Source organism: Falsiroseomonas oryzae, from assembly GCF_027856955.1.
GTDB classification, from domain to species: domain Bacteria; phylum Pseudomonadota; class Alphaproteobacteria; order Acetobacterales; family Acetobacteraceae; genus Falsiroseomonas; species Falsiroseomonas oryzae.
The window spans coordinates 1-13,170 of the sequence record NZ_JAPSMD010000005.1 but is presented as its reverse complement, the minus strand read 5'-3'; the positions used below and the strand labels follow the sequence as shown (position 1 = coordinate 13,170).

Annotated in this window: 13 protein-coding genes and 1 pseudogene; 5 read left to right on the top strand and 9 right to left on the bottom strand. The window is 71.1% G+C overall.

From position 1 onward, the window contains the following. Positions 1–6: 6 nt before the first annotated feature. Complete coding sequence (locus OZN99_RS01420; RefSeq protein ID WP_270933378.1) at positions 7–2,034, bottom strand: prohead protease/major capsid protein fusion protein; 2,028 nt, start codon at positions 2,032–2,034, stop codon at positions 7–9. A gap of 2 nt (positions 2,035–2,036) precedes the next feature. After that, complete coding sequence (locus OZN99_RS33475; protein ID WP_408611794.1) at positions 2,037–2,477, bottom strand: HNH endonuclease; 441 nt, start codon at positions 2,475–2,477, stop codon at positions 2,037–2,039. Between the two features lie 226 nt (positions 2,478–2,703). Between OZN99_RS33475 and OZN99_RS01415 the strand changes: the two genes are divergently transcribed. The 3 genes from OZN99_RS01415 to OZN99_RS01405 all read left to right on the top strand — a co-directional run bounded on the left by OZN99_RS01415 (position 2,704) and on the right by OZN99_RS01405 (position 7,046). After that, on the top strand, positions 2,704–4,353 hold the full coding sequence (locus tag OZN99_RS01415; protein ID WP_270933377.1) for a fatty acyl-CoA synthetase: 1,650 nt from the start codon (positions 2,704–2,706) through the stop codon (positions 4,351–4,353). Positions 4,354–4,419: 66 nt separating this feature from the next. Then, positions 4,420–5,238: an IS5 family transposase gene (locus tag OZN99_RS01410; RefSeq protein WP_270933376.1), complete on the top strand. Its 819-nt coding sequence runs from the start codon at positions 4,420–4,422 to the stop codon at positions 5,236–5,238. Positions 5,239–5,675: 437 nt separating this feature from the next. Beyond that, positions 5,676–7,046: an eCIS core domain-containing protein gene (locus tag OZN99_RS01405; RefSeq protein ID WP_270933375.1), complete on the top strand. Its 1,371-nt coding sequence runs from the start codon at positions 5,676–5,678 to the stop codon at positions 7,044–7,046. Positions 7,047–7,096: 50 nt separating this feature from the next. Here the strand turns inward: OZN99_RS01405 and OZN99_RS01400 are convergent, their stop codons facing one another. From OZN99_RS01400 to OZN99_RS01375, 7 genes and pseudogenes are all read right to left on the bottom strand, one after another. Beyond that, positions 7,097–8,569, bottom strand: a complete 1,473-nt coding sequence (locus OZN99_RS01400) for a phage portal protein (RefSeq protein ID WP_270933374.1) — start codon at positions 8,567–8,569, stop codon at positions 7,097–7,099. Then, positions 8,569–8,805 carry a phage head-tail joining protein gene (locus OZN99_RS01395; RefSeq protein ID WP_270933373.1) on the bottom strand — a complete coding sequence of 79 codons (237 nt, stop codon included), beginning with the start codon at positions 8,803–8,805 and terminating at the stop codon, positions 8,569–8,571. The genes OZN99_RS01400 and OZN99_RS01395 overlap by 1 nt, the downstream gene beginning before the upstream one ends. A gap of 191 nt (positions 8,806–8,996) precedes the next feature. Further along, the gene (locus tag OZN99_RS01390; RefSeq protein WP_270933372.1) at positions 8,997–9,605 is read right to left on the bottom strand and encodes a 2-hydroxychromene-2-carboxylate isomerase; all 609 of its coding nucleotides are present in this window, start codon (positions 9,603–9,605) and stop codon (positions 8,997–8,999) included. 126 nt (positions 9,606–9,731) lie between these two features. Beyond that, the gene (locus tag OZN99_RS33405) at positions 9,732–10,739 is read right to left on the bottom strand and encodes a terminase gpA endonuclease subunit (RefSeq protein ID WP_333779710.1); all 1,008 of its coding nucleotides are present in this window, start codon (positions 10,737–10,739) and stop codon (positions 9,732–9,734) included. 135 nt (positions 10,740–10,874) lie between these two features. Then, positions 10,875–11,499 (bottom strand): annotated as a pseudogene (locus OZN99_RS33400) (phage terminase large subunit family protein); the annotation flags it as partial. A 200-nt stretch (positions 11,500–11,699) separates the two neighbouring features. Then, complete coding sequence (locus OZN99_RS01380; RefSeq protein ID WP_270933371.1) at positions 11,700–11,954, bottom strand: hypothetical protein; 255 nt, start codon at positions 11,952–11,954, stop codon at positions 11,700–11,702. Further along, positions 11,917–12,270: a hypothetical protein gene (locus OZN99_RS01375; protein ID WP_270933370.1), complete on the bottom strand. Its 354-nt coding sequence runs from the start codon at positions 12,268–12,270 to the stop codon at positions 11,917–11,919. Before OZN99_RS01375 ends, OZN99_RS01380 begins: the two co-directional genes overlap by 38 nt. Positions 12,271–12,392: 122 nt before the next feature. Here OZN99_RS01375 and OZN99_RS01370 point away from each other — a divergent pair, with 122 nt between their 5' ends. Then, positions 12,393–12,542, top strand: coding sequence for a hypothetical protein (locus OZN99_RS01370; RefSeq protein WP_270933369.1), 150 nt, complete (start codon positions 12,393–12,395; stop codon positions 12,540–12,542). A gap of 185 nt (positions 12,543–12,727) precedes the next feature. Then, positions 12,728–13,170 (top strand): hypothetical protein (locus OZN99_RS01365; protein WP_270933368.1); only part of this gene is annotated, 443 nt, incomplete at its 3' end.

The following is a 13,170-nucleotide window of genomic DNA, read 5'->3' as shown; positions in this document are numbered from 1 at the left end:
AGGGGATCAGTTGCCCGGGTTGAACCAGGCGCCACGCCAGTCGATCGCGCCGACGCCGAAGTCGAAGATGACGCCGACCTCGATGCCATCGACGCCGGATACCGGCCCGGTGGTGACCTGCGGCCCCTCGACGCCGTTGAGGTAGCCGTAGACATAGACCGGCGTGGTCGGCGTCTCCGCGAAGAGATACCAGCGGTTCGCCGCGATCAGCGGCTCCACCACCGGCTGCAGCAGCCCGACATAGGGGTTCACCGCACCGGAGCTGCCCGGCGTGATCGCCGCGGTGAGCTTCAGCGCCGACAGCTCCAGCGTCGGGCCGACCAGCACCCGCATGCTGCGGCCGAGCGAGATGGGCAGGCCGTCGAGCGTGCGCTGCTTCATGATGGCGGTTCGGCCGACCGCGATGTTGTCCTCGTTCAGGATCGTCCCTGCCGCGGCCTTGTTCGCCCGCCCCGCCGCCGTGGCAAAGACCGGGGCGTTGCCAGTGGTGAGCGTCGGGCCATCGCCATTGGCGAGGTTGATCAGGGCATAGGCCGTGGCGTTCTCGAAGTCGGCGACGCGGCGGCCGATCATGGCGGCGAAGTCGGTGAAGGCGCCGAGGTCGTCGTTGACCAGCATCTGCCTGGTCACCCGGATGCGCCGGGCGAAGGTCTGCAGGAGCACGATCTCCTGGCTCTCGGACATGGTGCCGGCCTGGATCTCGCCGTTCTCGGCCAGCGGCTGCAGGACGGGGAAGTCGCCGATGCGGAGGTGCCGGTGCGGCTTGAAGTCCCGGAAATCGCGCCGGAGGAAGATCTGCCGGTAGGTCGGCGCCGCCGGCGCATAGGCGGCCAGCAGCATCTTGTTCGCCGCGGCCGAGAGCAGCGCGGGGAAGTCGGAAGTGGTGTGGAAGGCGCGCTCTGCCGGGCGCACCGGATCGCGCGGCACCTGCGTCTGCCCGTCCAGCGACAGGAGTTCGCGGACCATGTCGGAGGGGCGCCAGCCCATGAACTCGGCGTGGCGGCCGGTGCCCTGGGGCTGGTAACCCGGCATGGCGCGGGCGGCGATCGCCTCGGCCATGGCGTCGAGGATTTCCGTCCGCGGCGGCGCGCCGTGGGCGGCGGGGTTGGCCGGGACGGAGGGACGGGGCGCATGGCGGACCAGGGCGTCGAACAGGGCGCGGCGGGTGTCGTCCGGGGACCAGCCGCGCTCGACGGCCTCGGCGCGCAGGGCGGCCACCCTGTCGCCCGGCAGGAGGGCGCGGGCGGCCTCGACGGCAGTGTCGATACCGGCGATGCGGCCGCGCTCGGCGCGCACGGCCTCCGCTGCGTTGTCGGTGGGCGGCGGGGACGACGGCGCGGTGCGCTCCGGCTCGGGCGGAGACGGGTGTTCCGGCGCCGCCGGGGTGTCGGTGGTGTTGGGCATGGGCGGATCCTCAGCGGGCAGGGCGAGTTCGATGGCGGGCGTGGGGGAGCCCTGGTCCCCCTGCGCGCGGACGGCGGCGTCGCGGTCGATCGGGACCGGCACGACGGAGATCTCGAAGGGCTCCCAATCCACCGCACGGTGGATGGTGGTGCCGGTGGCGGCGTCGGGCCGGAGCTCGTAGCGATGCACGCGGTAGCCGACGCTGACGGCCCGCAGCGTGCCGTCCGCGATGCGCTGCCAGACCGGCTCGACGTCCGCGGCGGCGGAAAACTGCAGGGTGGCGTAGCTGCGGCCGCGATCGAGGCGGGCGGCGGTGACGCGGCCGAGCACGTCGCGGGCGTCCATGCTGCGATGGGTGTTCAGCACCGGCGCGTTGCCGGAGTGGAGCGCATCCATGCGCACCGCGTTCGGCGACATCTCCAGCTCCTCGGTGATGGGGCCGAGGGCGGGGACGAAGTTCCGGGCCCGCGCGCCGGTGGACCACACCACCTCGACGGTGCGTCCGGCACGGTCGACGGTGGCAGGCGCGGTGGCCGCGCGGTGCGCCACGAGCGGAACGTCGGCCACGGCGGCCGCAATAGCAGGTTCCGGCGCGGCATCGCTGCAGCCCGGTTCGTCGGTCGCGGTCATGATCAGCCCTGTGCTGGGGTCTCGCGCTGCGGAGCCGCAGCGCCGGTGGCAGCAATCTCCGCGTCCTTCATCGGCGTCGCTTCCCGGCTCACCGCAAACGCGCTGTGTGCCGGCGCAGGATGCCAGCGGCCCCGCTCCATCCGCCTCGCGACCTGGGTGCGGAAAACTTCGGGCGAGGGTGGGTTCTTGCGCCTGTGCCGCGTCGAATTGCAGTGCGCACAAGCTGCCACGATGTTGTCGGACGTGTCCGCACCGCCGGTGGATCGAGCTTGCAGATGCTCCGCTGTGCAGCGGAAGCGCTGCGCAAGCCGTACGGAAAGGCTGTGCCGCTCAGCGAAGGTGGCGGGATCCTCATCCCATATCGGGAAGGCGCAGTACCAGCATCGAAAGTCTTGGCGCCGGGCGGCCTGATGGCGGTATCGCCGAACCGATTTCGAGCACATGCGTGTCTCCAACGGAGCCGGAGTCCGGCTCAGAGCCCGATTCAGAAACGCATCGCAACGTAGCTCGACGGAGCGACCGCGCCTGAGCGGTCGCTCTGCCGATCGTCACCTCCACTCGTGCCGCGGATACCCTGCCCGGCCATTTGGCGTGACTCCGCCGGCGCATGGCGCCTAGCCTGTCTTCGGGCGCGCCGGCGTCCGGGCGCCTCCGCTCGAGGAGAGGACCATGGGCCCTGCAGGCTCGGCTGCCCCTGAGGCATTGCCCCGCATCCGGCGCGACACGATCGGAGACGCGCTGCGGCGCTCCGCCGCGCGCTTCCGGGACCGCGACGCCCTCGTGTTCGATGACCGGACCTGGACCTACGCCGCGCTCGACCTCGCCGCGGACCGCGTCGCGCGCCGGTTGCTCGCCGCTGGGCTGAAGCCCGGCGATCGGGTTCTCGCCTACGGCCGCAACTCCGACGGCTACCTCCTCGCCTGGCTCGGCTGCGCGCGGGCCGGGCTCGTCCACGTGCCCGCCAACTACGCCCTGACCGCGGGCGAGCTCGAGTATATCGCTCGCCAGTCCGGTGCGTCGGCCCTGCTGACCCAGCCGGCGCTGCGCGCAACGGCTGAGCAGGTGCGCCATCGACTCGGGATCGCCATCGCCGGCACATTCGACGGCGCCAACGGCGGCGAGCTGGACGTGGTGGCGACGGCGCTAGACCCTCGCTGGGGCTCACCCGGTGACAAGCCCCCCGGCGAGGACGTGCGCGACGGCGACGTCGTCCAGTTGCTCTACACCTCCGGCACCACCGGGGCACCGAAGGGCGCGATGATGACCCACCGCGCGCTGATCTCGCAGTACATCAGCTGCATCGTGGACCTGGAATTGGCCGGCAGCGACCGCATCCTCGGAAGCCTGCCGCTCTATCACTCCGCGCAGATGCACGTCTTCATGATGCCGGCGCTCCTCGTCGGCGCCTGGACGATCCTGATCGAAGCGCCGGAGCCCGCGCGCGTGCTGGAGCTGCTCGAGCGGCACCGCGTGACCTCCTACTTCGCGCCGCCAACGGTCTGGATCGGGCTGCTGCGCCACGCCGACTTCGGCCGGCGCGACGTCGGCTCTCTGCTCAAGATCTACTATGGCGCCTCGATCATGCCCGTGCCGGTGCTGCATGAGCTCCGCGACCGCCTTCCCGGCGTTCGGCCATTCAATTGCTACGGCCAGAGCGAGATCGCGCCGCTCGCGACTGTGCTGAAGCCCGAGGAGCACGACGCACGCCCGGGCTCCGTGGGCCGCCCCGTGCTCAACGTCGAGAGCCGCCTCGTGGACGCGGAGATGCGTGACGTGGCGTCGGGCGAGCGGGGCGAGATCGTGCACCGCTCGCCGCAGCTCCTCGTCGGCTACTGGGACATGCCGGAGGAGACCGCGCGCGCCTTCGAGGGCGGCTGGTTCCACTCCGGTGACGTCGCCACAGCCGATGCGGAAGGCTACCTGACGATCGTCGACCGCACGAAGGACCTGATCAACACCGGCGGCACCCTGGTGGCCAGCCGGGAGGTGGAAGAGGCGCTGTTCACCCACCCCGCCATCGCGGAGGTGGCGGTGATCGCGGTGCCCGACCCGCGCTGGATCGAGGCGGTCGCGGCCGTGGTGGTGCTCCGAGCCGAGGCCCCGCGCATGACGGCGGAGGAGGCGGAGCGGGAGCTCGTCGCGCACGCCCGCGCGCACCTTGCGCCGTTCAAAGTACCCAAACGGGTCATCCTGGCTGACGCGCTGCCGCGCAACACGGCCGGCAAGCTGCTCAAGCGCGAGCTGCGCGCGCGCTTCGCCGGGACGAGCGACGTCGCGTTTGGCCAAGCCTTCGCACCGCGTCAGAACAGCGACGATTAGCTCGTTGGCGGGGTGAGCGGCGGTCCGCAGCGTTCGAGGGGTGTCTGACGTCCTTCGAGGCTGCCGATGTGGACCCCCGCCGCCCGGGCCAAGCTTGTGCGCTTGGCCCAGCCCTATGCAACGTCGCTCACTGACGCGGAGTGGCAGATCGCGCAGGCGTTCCTGCCCGGCCCGGCGAGCTGCGGAAGGCCGCGCCGATGGTCGATGCGCACGCTGCTAGACGGTGTGCTCTATGTGCTGCGGACCGGCTGCGCCTGGCGACACCTGCCGCGCGACTTTCCGCCCTGGCAGACTGTCCTGCGTTGGTTCCTGCGGCTGGCCCGCAGCGGCGCCTTCGAGCGGATGGCCCACGCGCTGGCGACGGCCGACCGCGAGCGGGCCGGGCGCGACGTCTCCCCAACGGCTGCGGTGGTGGACGCCCAGGTAGCTCGCTCGGGCGGCACCGGCGTTGCCGGGCGGCGCGGCTACGACGCTGCCAAGCGCATCGTCGGACGCAAGCGCCACGCGCTCGTGGACACTGATGGGCGCCTGCTGCTGGCTGCCGTCTCGCCCGCCGATCTGCATGACAGTCATGGCGGGGTCGCGCTGTTGCGCACCTCGCGTCGCCCCTGGCCCTTCATCGCGTTGTGCTACGCAGATCGCGCCTATGCCGGACAGCGCGTCGCTGGCGCCACGCAGGTCCGCGTCGAACTCGTCGGCCCGAACCCTGGCCACCGCGGCTTCGCCGTGCAGCCCCGCCGCTGGGTGATCGAACGCACCTTCGCCTGGACCGCCCGATGCCGCCGCCTCGCTCGCGACCACGAAGCGACGCACAGCTCCGCCATCGCCTTCTTCGTCCTCGCCGCAGCCACTGTCCTGCTCAGGCGCTTGGCGAAGCCGTTATGAAGCGGGCTTTCAGAGATTCACGTCGCGCTCTTCAAGACAGCCCTTCTACCGAGAGCTGATCCATCGCGTTCTCACCGATGGCGACAACATGGTTCTGCGTTTCGCCGAGTAGGACGATCATTTCAAGGACCGCACTGCCCAGGGCCGATAGGCAGTGCTGATGCCCTCTGCCGTCCCGCGAATACTCTCGGTTCTACTCAGTGCGTGCCAGCGGCGCAGCGCCAGTGGCGGCGATCTCCACCGCCGCCATCTGCGCGGCGTCCTGGGCGGATCACGTCCGCCGTCTGGCGTCGGCTGCGGAGACGCGCAGGCCACGCATCGAACTCTCACACCGTGGCAGCCAAGCTGCGCCGGGAGCAAAGCGGTGGAGCGAGCGGCCAAGGTCGCGCCGGCTTGGAGCTTGCGGCGCTGACAGCGCAGGCGATAATTTCGCAGCTGTGCATGTCTTGCGCGCTACCCGTGACGGCGCGGCTGGTGACCGTGAGCGGGCGGCCGAGCGGGCCGCGGCGCGGCTGCTCGGTCCCGAACCACCAGCACCGCTGTGGGCCGGCAACCCAGTTGGCGGTATCGCGCCGCTGCGCGCTTTGCTCGGCGAGGCTGGCGTGCCGTTGCCGGCGCCTGACCGCGCCTATTTCGAACGCCGCCTCGGCCGCGATCTGGGCGCGGTTCGACTGCATGATGGACCGCGCAGCAGGACGTTGGCCGGCCGCCTGGGTGCCGTCGCCTTCACACTCGGGCCGGACATCGCCTTCGCGCCGGGGCGCCGCGCGCCAGGGGCGACGACGGAACGCGGGATCCTGGCACATGAGTTGGCGCATGTGGTCCAGCAGGCAGGCGGCGCGCCGGCGGTTGGGCTCGAAGCTGCGCCGCTCGCTCTGCAGCCCCTGCTGGAGACGCTCGGCGGCACATGGGACGTCACGCGCTATGAGCTGACCAGCGAGCCGGACGGGGCAGCCCATGCTGGCTGCAGCATCACGCTGGCCTTGGTGCCCGGTCCGCAGGTGGACGCGGAGCGGATCGGGTTCGTGCAGCGGGTGACGACTGTGCGGAACGGCAACCCCTTCTACAACCCGCTCAGGGCAGAAAGCCGCTCCGTGCCGGAAGAGGGCGGCGGGCGCAGTTGGATCGATCGGCCCCCAGCCCATCACACACCGATCTACGGCATGGAGAACCCGCCGTCCGCGCAGCCGACGCTGGGCGCCTCCGAGCCGATGGCCGAGATCGCCTGGGGCTGTCGCTATACCGACGAGGCGGGCGTACCCCATGAGAAGCCGGCGCGGTTGGACGATACGGCACGGCTGTCCGGGCACGGTCCGGAATCGCGGCAGACTTTCGAGACCGCGGCGCTGGCCGTCGAGGGTCGACAGGCAGGCACCTACTACGGATCGATCCGATGGGGGTGGCGGTCCGATGCTGAGAACGTGCCGCGGCTCGAACCAGTCGAGGTGGCCAGCGTAGGTACGCCAAGCGAGACATTCGTGGCCGCCGCAGCTGCGTGGAACGCTCAGCCACCCAGCTTTGGCAGGCATAACCTGCCGCTGCCGCTGCCAGCGGGGGGCGCCCATGAGCGGCTGCCCCAGGAGATGAGCCTCGCCGAGGTCCGCGCGCGCCTGCGCGAGATCGAGGCAGAGCGCGCAGCTGCGCGATCGGAGAACCCGCTTGTGCGGTGGTGGCATGGGTCGGCGCGGGACACCACGACGCTGGATTTCGAGGAGCACGCGCTGCGCCGCGAGCTCGATTCCCGGCTGGGTGATCGACCGCCCGGCGACCTCATCCCGCCGCCCACAACACCCATCACTGGCGGATAGGCTGCGCCGCACTTCCGAGAAACCCGCGCTGTGGCTCGACCCCGCCGTGATCAGCCCTGTGCTGGTGCTTCGCGGGGCGGTGCGGCGGCGCCTGTTGCGGCGATCTCCACCGCAGCCATCTGTGCTGCATCCTGCGCACTGCCGGATTTCGCGACGCGGCGCGGATCGGTGTCGAGCGAGATTCCCGCCTCGTCGAGCAGGGCGTTGGCCTCGCGGATCATCTCCGCGGCCGCGCGGAAGTCGTAGCCGAAAGCGCCGGCGGCCTCCGGCTGCGGTACGAAGCCGGCGCGGACCTGGGCTATCAGAGCCGTGGCGTCCTTCAGCGGGTCGATCATCTCGTGCGCCGGCGGGACGTGTGACACGCCGTCCGGCATGTCCGTGCCCCACAGCCCGAGCAGCGCGCCCTGCGCGTGGAAGCGGTCCGCGACGGGCCGCACCAGCATGGGAATGAGCATGCCGTACTGGACCTGCTCGCAGAGCCGGTGGAACTCGATCTTGCCGGCGCGGAGGCTGGAGTAGTTCGCCTGGGTCAGATCGCCGGAGACCTGGTCGTAGGTCAGCCCAGCGCCGACCGCGGCGGCCTCGAGCGCGCGGCGAGCAAAGGCAGCATGCGATCCACCACCGGAGGGGTTCACCACCTCCACGCTACCCATGCCGCGGCGATAGAGGATCATTCCCGGCTCGAAGCTCTCGACGGTGCGGCCGTGCGCGTCCCGGAGCAGGCCGGCGGCAGTGCCGGTCAGCGCATCGGCGCCCTCCTCGGTCACCACGGCCGCGAGGCAGGCCTCGATCTTCGCCTTCATCAGCAGGGCGGCCTCATAGTCGCCGAGGTCGCGCAGGCGGAGCAGCACCGGAGCGAGCCACGACACGTCGCGCAGCTGGCCGGGTCGGCGCTTGCGATAGACGTGCAGCACGTCGCCGGCCGGGATGCGCTCGCTGCCGAGCCAGGTAGCACTCGGCAGGATCCAGCCGGCGCCGGGATGCACGCGGTGCAGCCAGTAGCCGATCGGCTCGCCGGCCTCGCCGAGGGCGATGCCCTGGATCGTGGCGGCACCCGCCAGCATGCCATTCCGCGACGTGTCGAGGTGGTCCGCCTCCAATACCTGCAGCCGCAGGCCAATCGGATTCGCGGGCGACGGCTCCGCCATCAGGAAGCGCACAAAGCATTCGCCGCTCTCGACCACCGCCCGCATGACCAGCGCCTGCAGCCCGTAGAGATCCAGCCGCCCCTCTGTGTCGCAGCCGGTGCTCTCCGCCCATCGCTGCCACGCACCGCTGTGCGCGGCGTCCGGCCAGCGCGTGGTGATGCCGGCGCCTACCGCGTTCCCCGTCCAGAGATCGACGATGCGGCTGGCATAGGGATCATTGCGGACGGCATCGCGGGCGCGCCGTGCGACCGTCGCGGCGGCGGTGCCGACCTCAGAGGTGGCGCTGCCACCGGAGGGCGCCCAGGCGGAAGCACGCTGGTCCTGCGCGGCGGCGTAGCCGCGCAGCGCCTGCCAGGCATCCCGGAGACGCCCCATCACCTGCTTCCCCCGCGCGAGAAGCTGGCCAGCGTGACGGATGGCCGACGCGCAGCATTGCTCTCCGCACCGCGCAGCACGGCCAGCGCGCGACCAAGCTCATCCAAGCTCCGGTACTCCACCATGCGCCCGTCGAAGGTCACGCGCGTGGTGCCGCCCGTGTACGCCGCGGCGAGCGCCGCCGCGCGGCTGCCGACGGGCTGCGCCAGCGCCCAGGCGAGCACGGTCGGATCCATGTTCGGCCTCCGCTCGGCGTAAATACCGGATCGCGCCTAGGCAATTGCATGCCAGCGCACTCTGGCCGATCACGGCCGCATCACGCGTCGGGCCGCTGGCACAGGCAGCGCCGCGAGTGGCGCCTCAGCACCTCGGAAATGGCTCGCCGTCTTCAGGTGGACTGCAGAAGGTCAACCAGACGGAGCAACCATCACAAGCGACCGTGCTTCGCCCAGCGAAGTGCCTCTTCGAGGTGGTCGTCACCCCAGAACACTTCCTTCCCTACGACGAAACTTGGTGATCCAAACAGGCCGAGCCCCCGCGCCTCCTCCGTCGCGCGGTCAAGGTCCTGCACGACCTCGTCGCTGTCGGCCAGGGTGAGTATCCGATCGATCGCGTCGCCCTGCCCACAGTCCATGAGCGCGAACCGGAGGTTCTCCTCGCCGCCATTGCCAACGCCGCGCTCGAACCAGTGACGATACGCAGACCGCACATAGGCTGGACCCCATCCCTCGCGCATGCCCACCGTCGCCACACGGTTCGCGCGCGGCGGGCTCGGCGCCGGATAAGGCGCTGGCAGGCTGACCTTCAGTCCAAGCTTGTCGGCGCGGCGTGCGATGTCGCGCCACATGTACCTCATCTTCGCCGTATCTGGTAGAAACGGCAGTTGCGTGCCGCCGGTGAGTGCGCCGACACTCTTGAAGCACCGCATTCGAACGTGGACGCCGGCCGCGCGAGCCGCTTCGTCGATTCGGCTGACCGTAAGGAAGGTGTAGGTGCTTCCCATCGTGAACCAGAAGTCGATGGCTGCCGCCGTCATCGGACCCACCCCCGTGTCGCCGCGATCCGTCGTCGATCGCCAACGCCCTTCAATAGAGCCGGCGCTCCGCTCGTGATCAATTGGGGCCAGCTTAGCCCGCTGCGGCGCAGGCCGTATGTGGCCTAGCTAGCGCAGCCACTCGCTGCGCGGCGCGAGCCAGCCGCGCGGACGGTGGGCGTCAGTCGCGACTGGCGACGGCGATGGCCGAGTGACATTCACGCCGGTGGGAAGCTCGGCTGCCGGCAAGGACAGCGCATCAGCCATGCGCGCCCACCGACCCTCGCCCCAGCCGTCCATGCCAAGCGCCGCCGCGGCAGCGCGAGCATAGACCCGGCAGTCCGGCGCCTCGTTCCGCTCACGCGTCTTCACCCATTCCAGTCGGCGAAACCCGTTGCGGCCAGCGCGGGCCACGAGCTGCTCCGCCGTGAGCTGGCGGCAGAATTCTTCCCCGGCCGCATGCACCGGCAGGTGCACATAGCCCGGCGGGAAGGGATCGCCGCTCTCCTCCGTCGGCCGCTCCAGCTTCAGCCAGCCGTAGGTCTCGCCCTTCAGGAAGGAGGAGCCGACCGGCCAGACCTTCAGCCCGCCGAGCTTCCGCCCGTTCCGCCGCACCTCCGTCGCCGCCGGCTGGCCGACCGCGGCGCTGAGACCGTCCTGGCCCTTCACCGCGATCGCGCGGCCGGCACCGGCCCGGCGGACGAACGAATAGACCTCCGCGGTGGTCATGCCGTCGCCACTGTCGATCGCCGCCATCGCCACAGGCAGTCGGTGCCCGCTGGCGTGTCGCCAGTTCTCGCGCAGCAGCAGGCGCAGCTCTTTCCACACCGGCGCCTCGAACGGGTTGCCCGCCAGCACGCGGTGTTCCACCAACCAGGACTGCCGATCCTGGCCCCAGGCCCAGAGGCTCGCTTCGAGGCAGTCCCGCTGCACGTCCACGCCGGCGGTGAGCAGCAGCCCGCCCATCGGCACGGTGCCCGCGGGCCAGTGTTCGCGGCGGTCGTAGAGCCGCTGCCAGTCCGGTGCCTCGCCTGCCACCTGCCAGGTTTCGCCGAGGACGGTGTTGCGGAAGGTCTTGATCGCCCGGTCGTCGCCCTGCGCGGCGAGCCAGAGCCGGGCGATCTCAGACCAGGGCATCCAGCCCGGCGGGGAGCAGAGCGCCGAGATGTGGAAGCCGATCGCGTGCGGGTCCGTCGCCGTGGCCGTGGCCCGCCATTCGCCCGCGGCCAGCATCGCCGCCTTGTGCTGCTCGCCGATCGCGCCGTCGCAGTCCTCGCAGAGGTAGCGCGCCGTCTCGGGCTCGCCCGCGTCCCAGAGCAGCCGCTCGAAGCGCAGGTGCTGGCGGTGGCCGCAATGCGGACAGGGCACGAAGTAGCGTCGCTGGTCGGTCGCCAGATGCTCACGCTCGATCCGCGACAGGCCGGCGATGGTCGGTGTGCTGACGAGGAACACCTTCCGTCGCCAGCCGAAGGTGCGGGCGCGCTTCGACGAGCGCGATCGGGTCACCCTCGCCCTCGACATCGCCGGGATAGGCGTCGATCTCGTCCAAGAACAGGAACCGCGCCGACATGGAGCGCAGGCCGACGGCGCTGTTCGCGCCGGTCATCACCAGCTGGCCACCGGGGAATTCCTTCGACAGCTGGCGATTGCCGCTGTCGCGCGAGCGGGCCGGCGCCACCCGCTCGCGGATCGCCGGCGTCTCCTCGACCAGCGGATCGATGCGCTGATCGGAGAAGCGCTTCGCCAGTTCCGTCGTCGGCTGCACCGCGAGCATCGGGCCCGGCGCGTGGTGGATGACGTAACCGATCCAGTTGTTGCCGCATTCCGTACCCCCAACCTGCGCCCCCTTCATAAAGACGACGCGACGCGCGGCCTGCGCCGGCGACAGCGCATCCATAATCTCGCGCAGGTAGGGCGTGCGGACCGTGCGCCACGGACCGGGCTCGGCAGAGCCGCGCGAGCCGAGCACGCGATGCTTGTCCGCCCACTCCGAGACCAGCAGCGCCGGCTCCGGCGCCATGCCGTCGCGCCAGGCCTGCAGGATCTCGGCGTCGCCGTCGAAGCGGCCGACCTCCTCCAGCAGATGCTCGCCCGCCATCAGCCGACGCTCGCCCGGACATCATGCCGGGCCGCGAGATGCTCGCGGAGCCGCGTGTCCATCATGGTCTGCAGGCGGTGCGTGTCGACACCGAACTCGGCGGCCATCTCGGCAGCCACACGGGCCGGCCAGGCGAGGATGGCGTCGCGCTCCTCCTTGGCGAGGCGGTGCACCAGCAGCAGGGCGCGGGCCTTGTCGACCAGCTTCCCCTTGCGCTCATCGAGCCGCAGCCTGCGCTCCTGCGCCTTCAGCACCTCGTTCGCCGTGCGCGCATCGTGGAAACGTGTTCTGGGCGGCACGCGGCAGCGGATCGGGCGCGGGCGCTGCGATCGGCGGCGAGACCGGCCGCGGTGCTGCCGGCGTCGGCTGCGCGAGCGTCGCCGTCTTCCGGACGGGATCGCTGCTATCGGCCAGTCGCGCGCGGACCTTCTCGACGTCCCAAGCGCCATCGGACTCTGGCGCGATGCGGCCGGCGCGCTGCGCCTTCTGCAGGGCCGTGTGGGAGACGCCGAGGCGGCGCGCCACCTCGCGCTGCGAGGCCACGCGGCCCGGCTGCGCGACAGCGATCATGATGTGATCAGAACCCCCTATTCATAGCAGCAACGCGACGCTCGATCGCGCTTGGCTCAGCCCTCGCCACAGCGCGAATGGTCCGTCACGCGCGGAGCAGCGCGCCGCAGACGGAGAGGACAATGACCGACCGAGACGCCCGCGCCGCACGCAACCAGGAGCGCAGCCTCGCCGCGTTCCTGAAGCACAAGGCCGAGTTCGACACTCTGATCGCCGAGTTGCAGCAGGCCAGTGCGGATCATTTCGGCGCGGATCCCGAGATGGTGCTTTGAGGCGAGACGGCCTGGCTCGCGGACGCCACGGCAAAGCTGAAGGACATCGCGGATCAGCACTTCCGGCGGGGCGAATACCCCGCCTGGCGCGGGACGCTACCGCACCGCCCCAACCGGGTTCTGCCCGGCGGGGCTCCCGGCAGTCGGGGGCCGAGGGTCGGCTCCCGGAACCGGAGACCCCGACGATGAAGCTTTCCGACACCCAGCGCGCGATCCTCACCGCCGCCGCCGAGCATCCCGAGCACCTGGCCTACCCGCCAGAGCGGCTCCCCGCCGGCGCGCGGCAGAAGGTGGCGCAGGCGCTGCTGAAGCAGGACCTGGTGATCGGCGTGCACCACCCCGCCGATGACGCGATCGCGAAGTGGACGGTTGAGGGCGACGAGATGCTGCTGAAGATCACCGACGATGGGCTGCGTGCTATCGGCATCGACCCGAACGCGGGCGATGCGCCGGATGAGGACGAGCAGAGCGCGGCCGCGATCGCGCGCCGGAACGCCGAGCGCCGCGCCGCCGCCGAGGCTGCCGCACCGGTGGCCGACACGGCGCCCACGCGCGGGGAGGACGCTGCGGAGGGGGATGCCCCCGCAGAGGACACCGAACCCGCCCAGGACGCGCCCACGCCCGCCCC

Bases quoted from the DNA above. Each gene is read 5' to 3' on its own strand.
- OZN99_RS01400 (WP_270933374.1), bottom strand. From the start codon at position 8,569: ATGGGGCGTCTCCGGGATGCCTGGCAGGCGCTGCGCGGCTACGCCGCC.
- OZN99_RS01420 (WP_270933378.1), bottom strand. From the start codon at position 2,034: ATGACCGCGACCGACGAACCGGGCTGCAGCGATGCCGCGCCGGAACCT.
- OZN99_RS33405 (WP_333779710.1), bottom strand. From the start codon at position 10,739: ATGCCCTGGTCTGAGATCGCCCGGCTCTGGCTCGCCGCGCAGGGCGAC.
- OZN99_RS01370 (WP_270933369.1), top strand. From the start codon at position 12,393: ATGACCGACCGAGACGCCCGCGCCGCACGCAACCAGGAGCGCAGCCTC.
- OZN99_RS01390 (WP_270933372.1), bottom strand. From the start codon at position 9,605: ATGACGGCGGCAGCCATCGACTTCTGGTTCACGATGGGAAGCACCTAC.
- OZN99_RS01395 (WP_270933373.1), bottom strand. From the start codon at position 8,805: ATGGATCCGACCGTGCTCGCCTGGGCGCTGGCGCAGCCCGTCGGCAGC.
- OZN99_RS01415 (WP_270933377.1), top strand. From the start codon at position 2,704: ATGGGCCCTGCAGGCTCGGCTGCCCCTGAGGCATTGCCCCGCATCCGG.
- OZN99_RS01410 (WP_270933376.1), top strand. From the start codon at position 4,420: ATGTGGACCCCCGCCGCCCGGGCCAAGCTTGTGCGCTTGGCCCAGCCC.
- OZN99_RS33475 (WP_408611794.1), bottom strand. From the start codon at position 2,477: ATGTGCTCGAAATCGGTTCGGCGATACCGCCATCAGGCCGCCCGGCGC.
- OZN99_RS01375 (WP_270933370.1), bottom strand. From the start codon at position 12,270: ATGATCGCTGTCGCGCAGCCGGGCCGCGTGGCCTCGCAGCGCGAGGTG.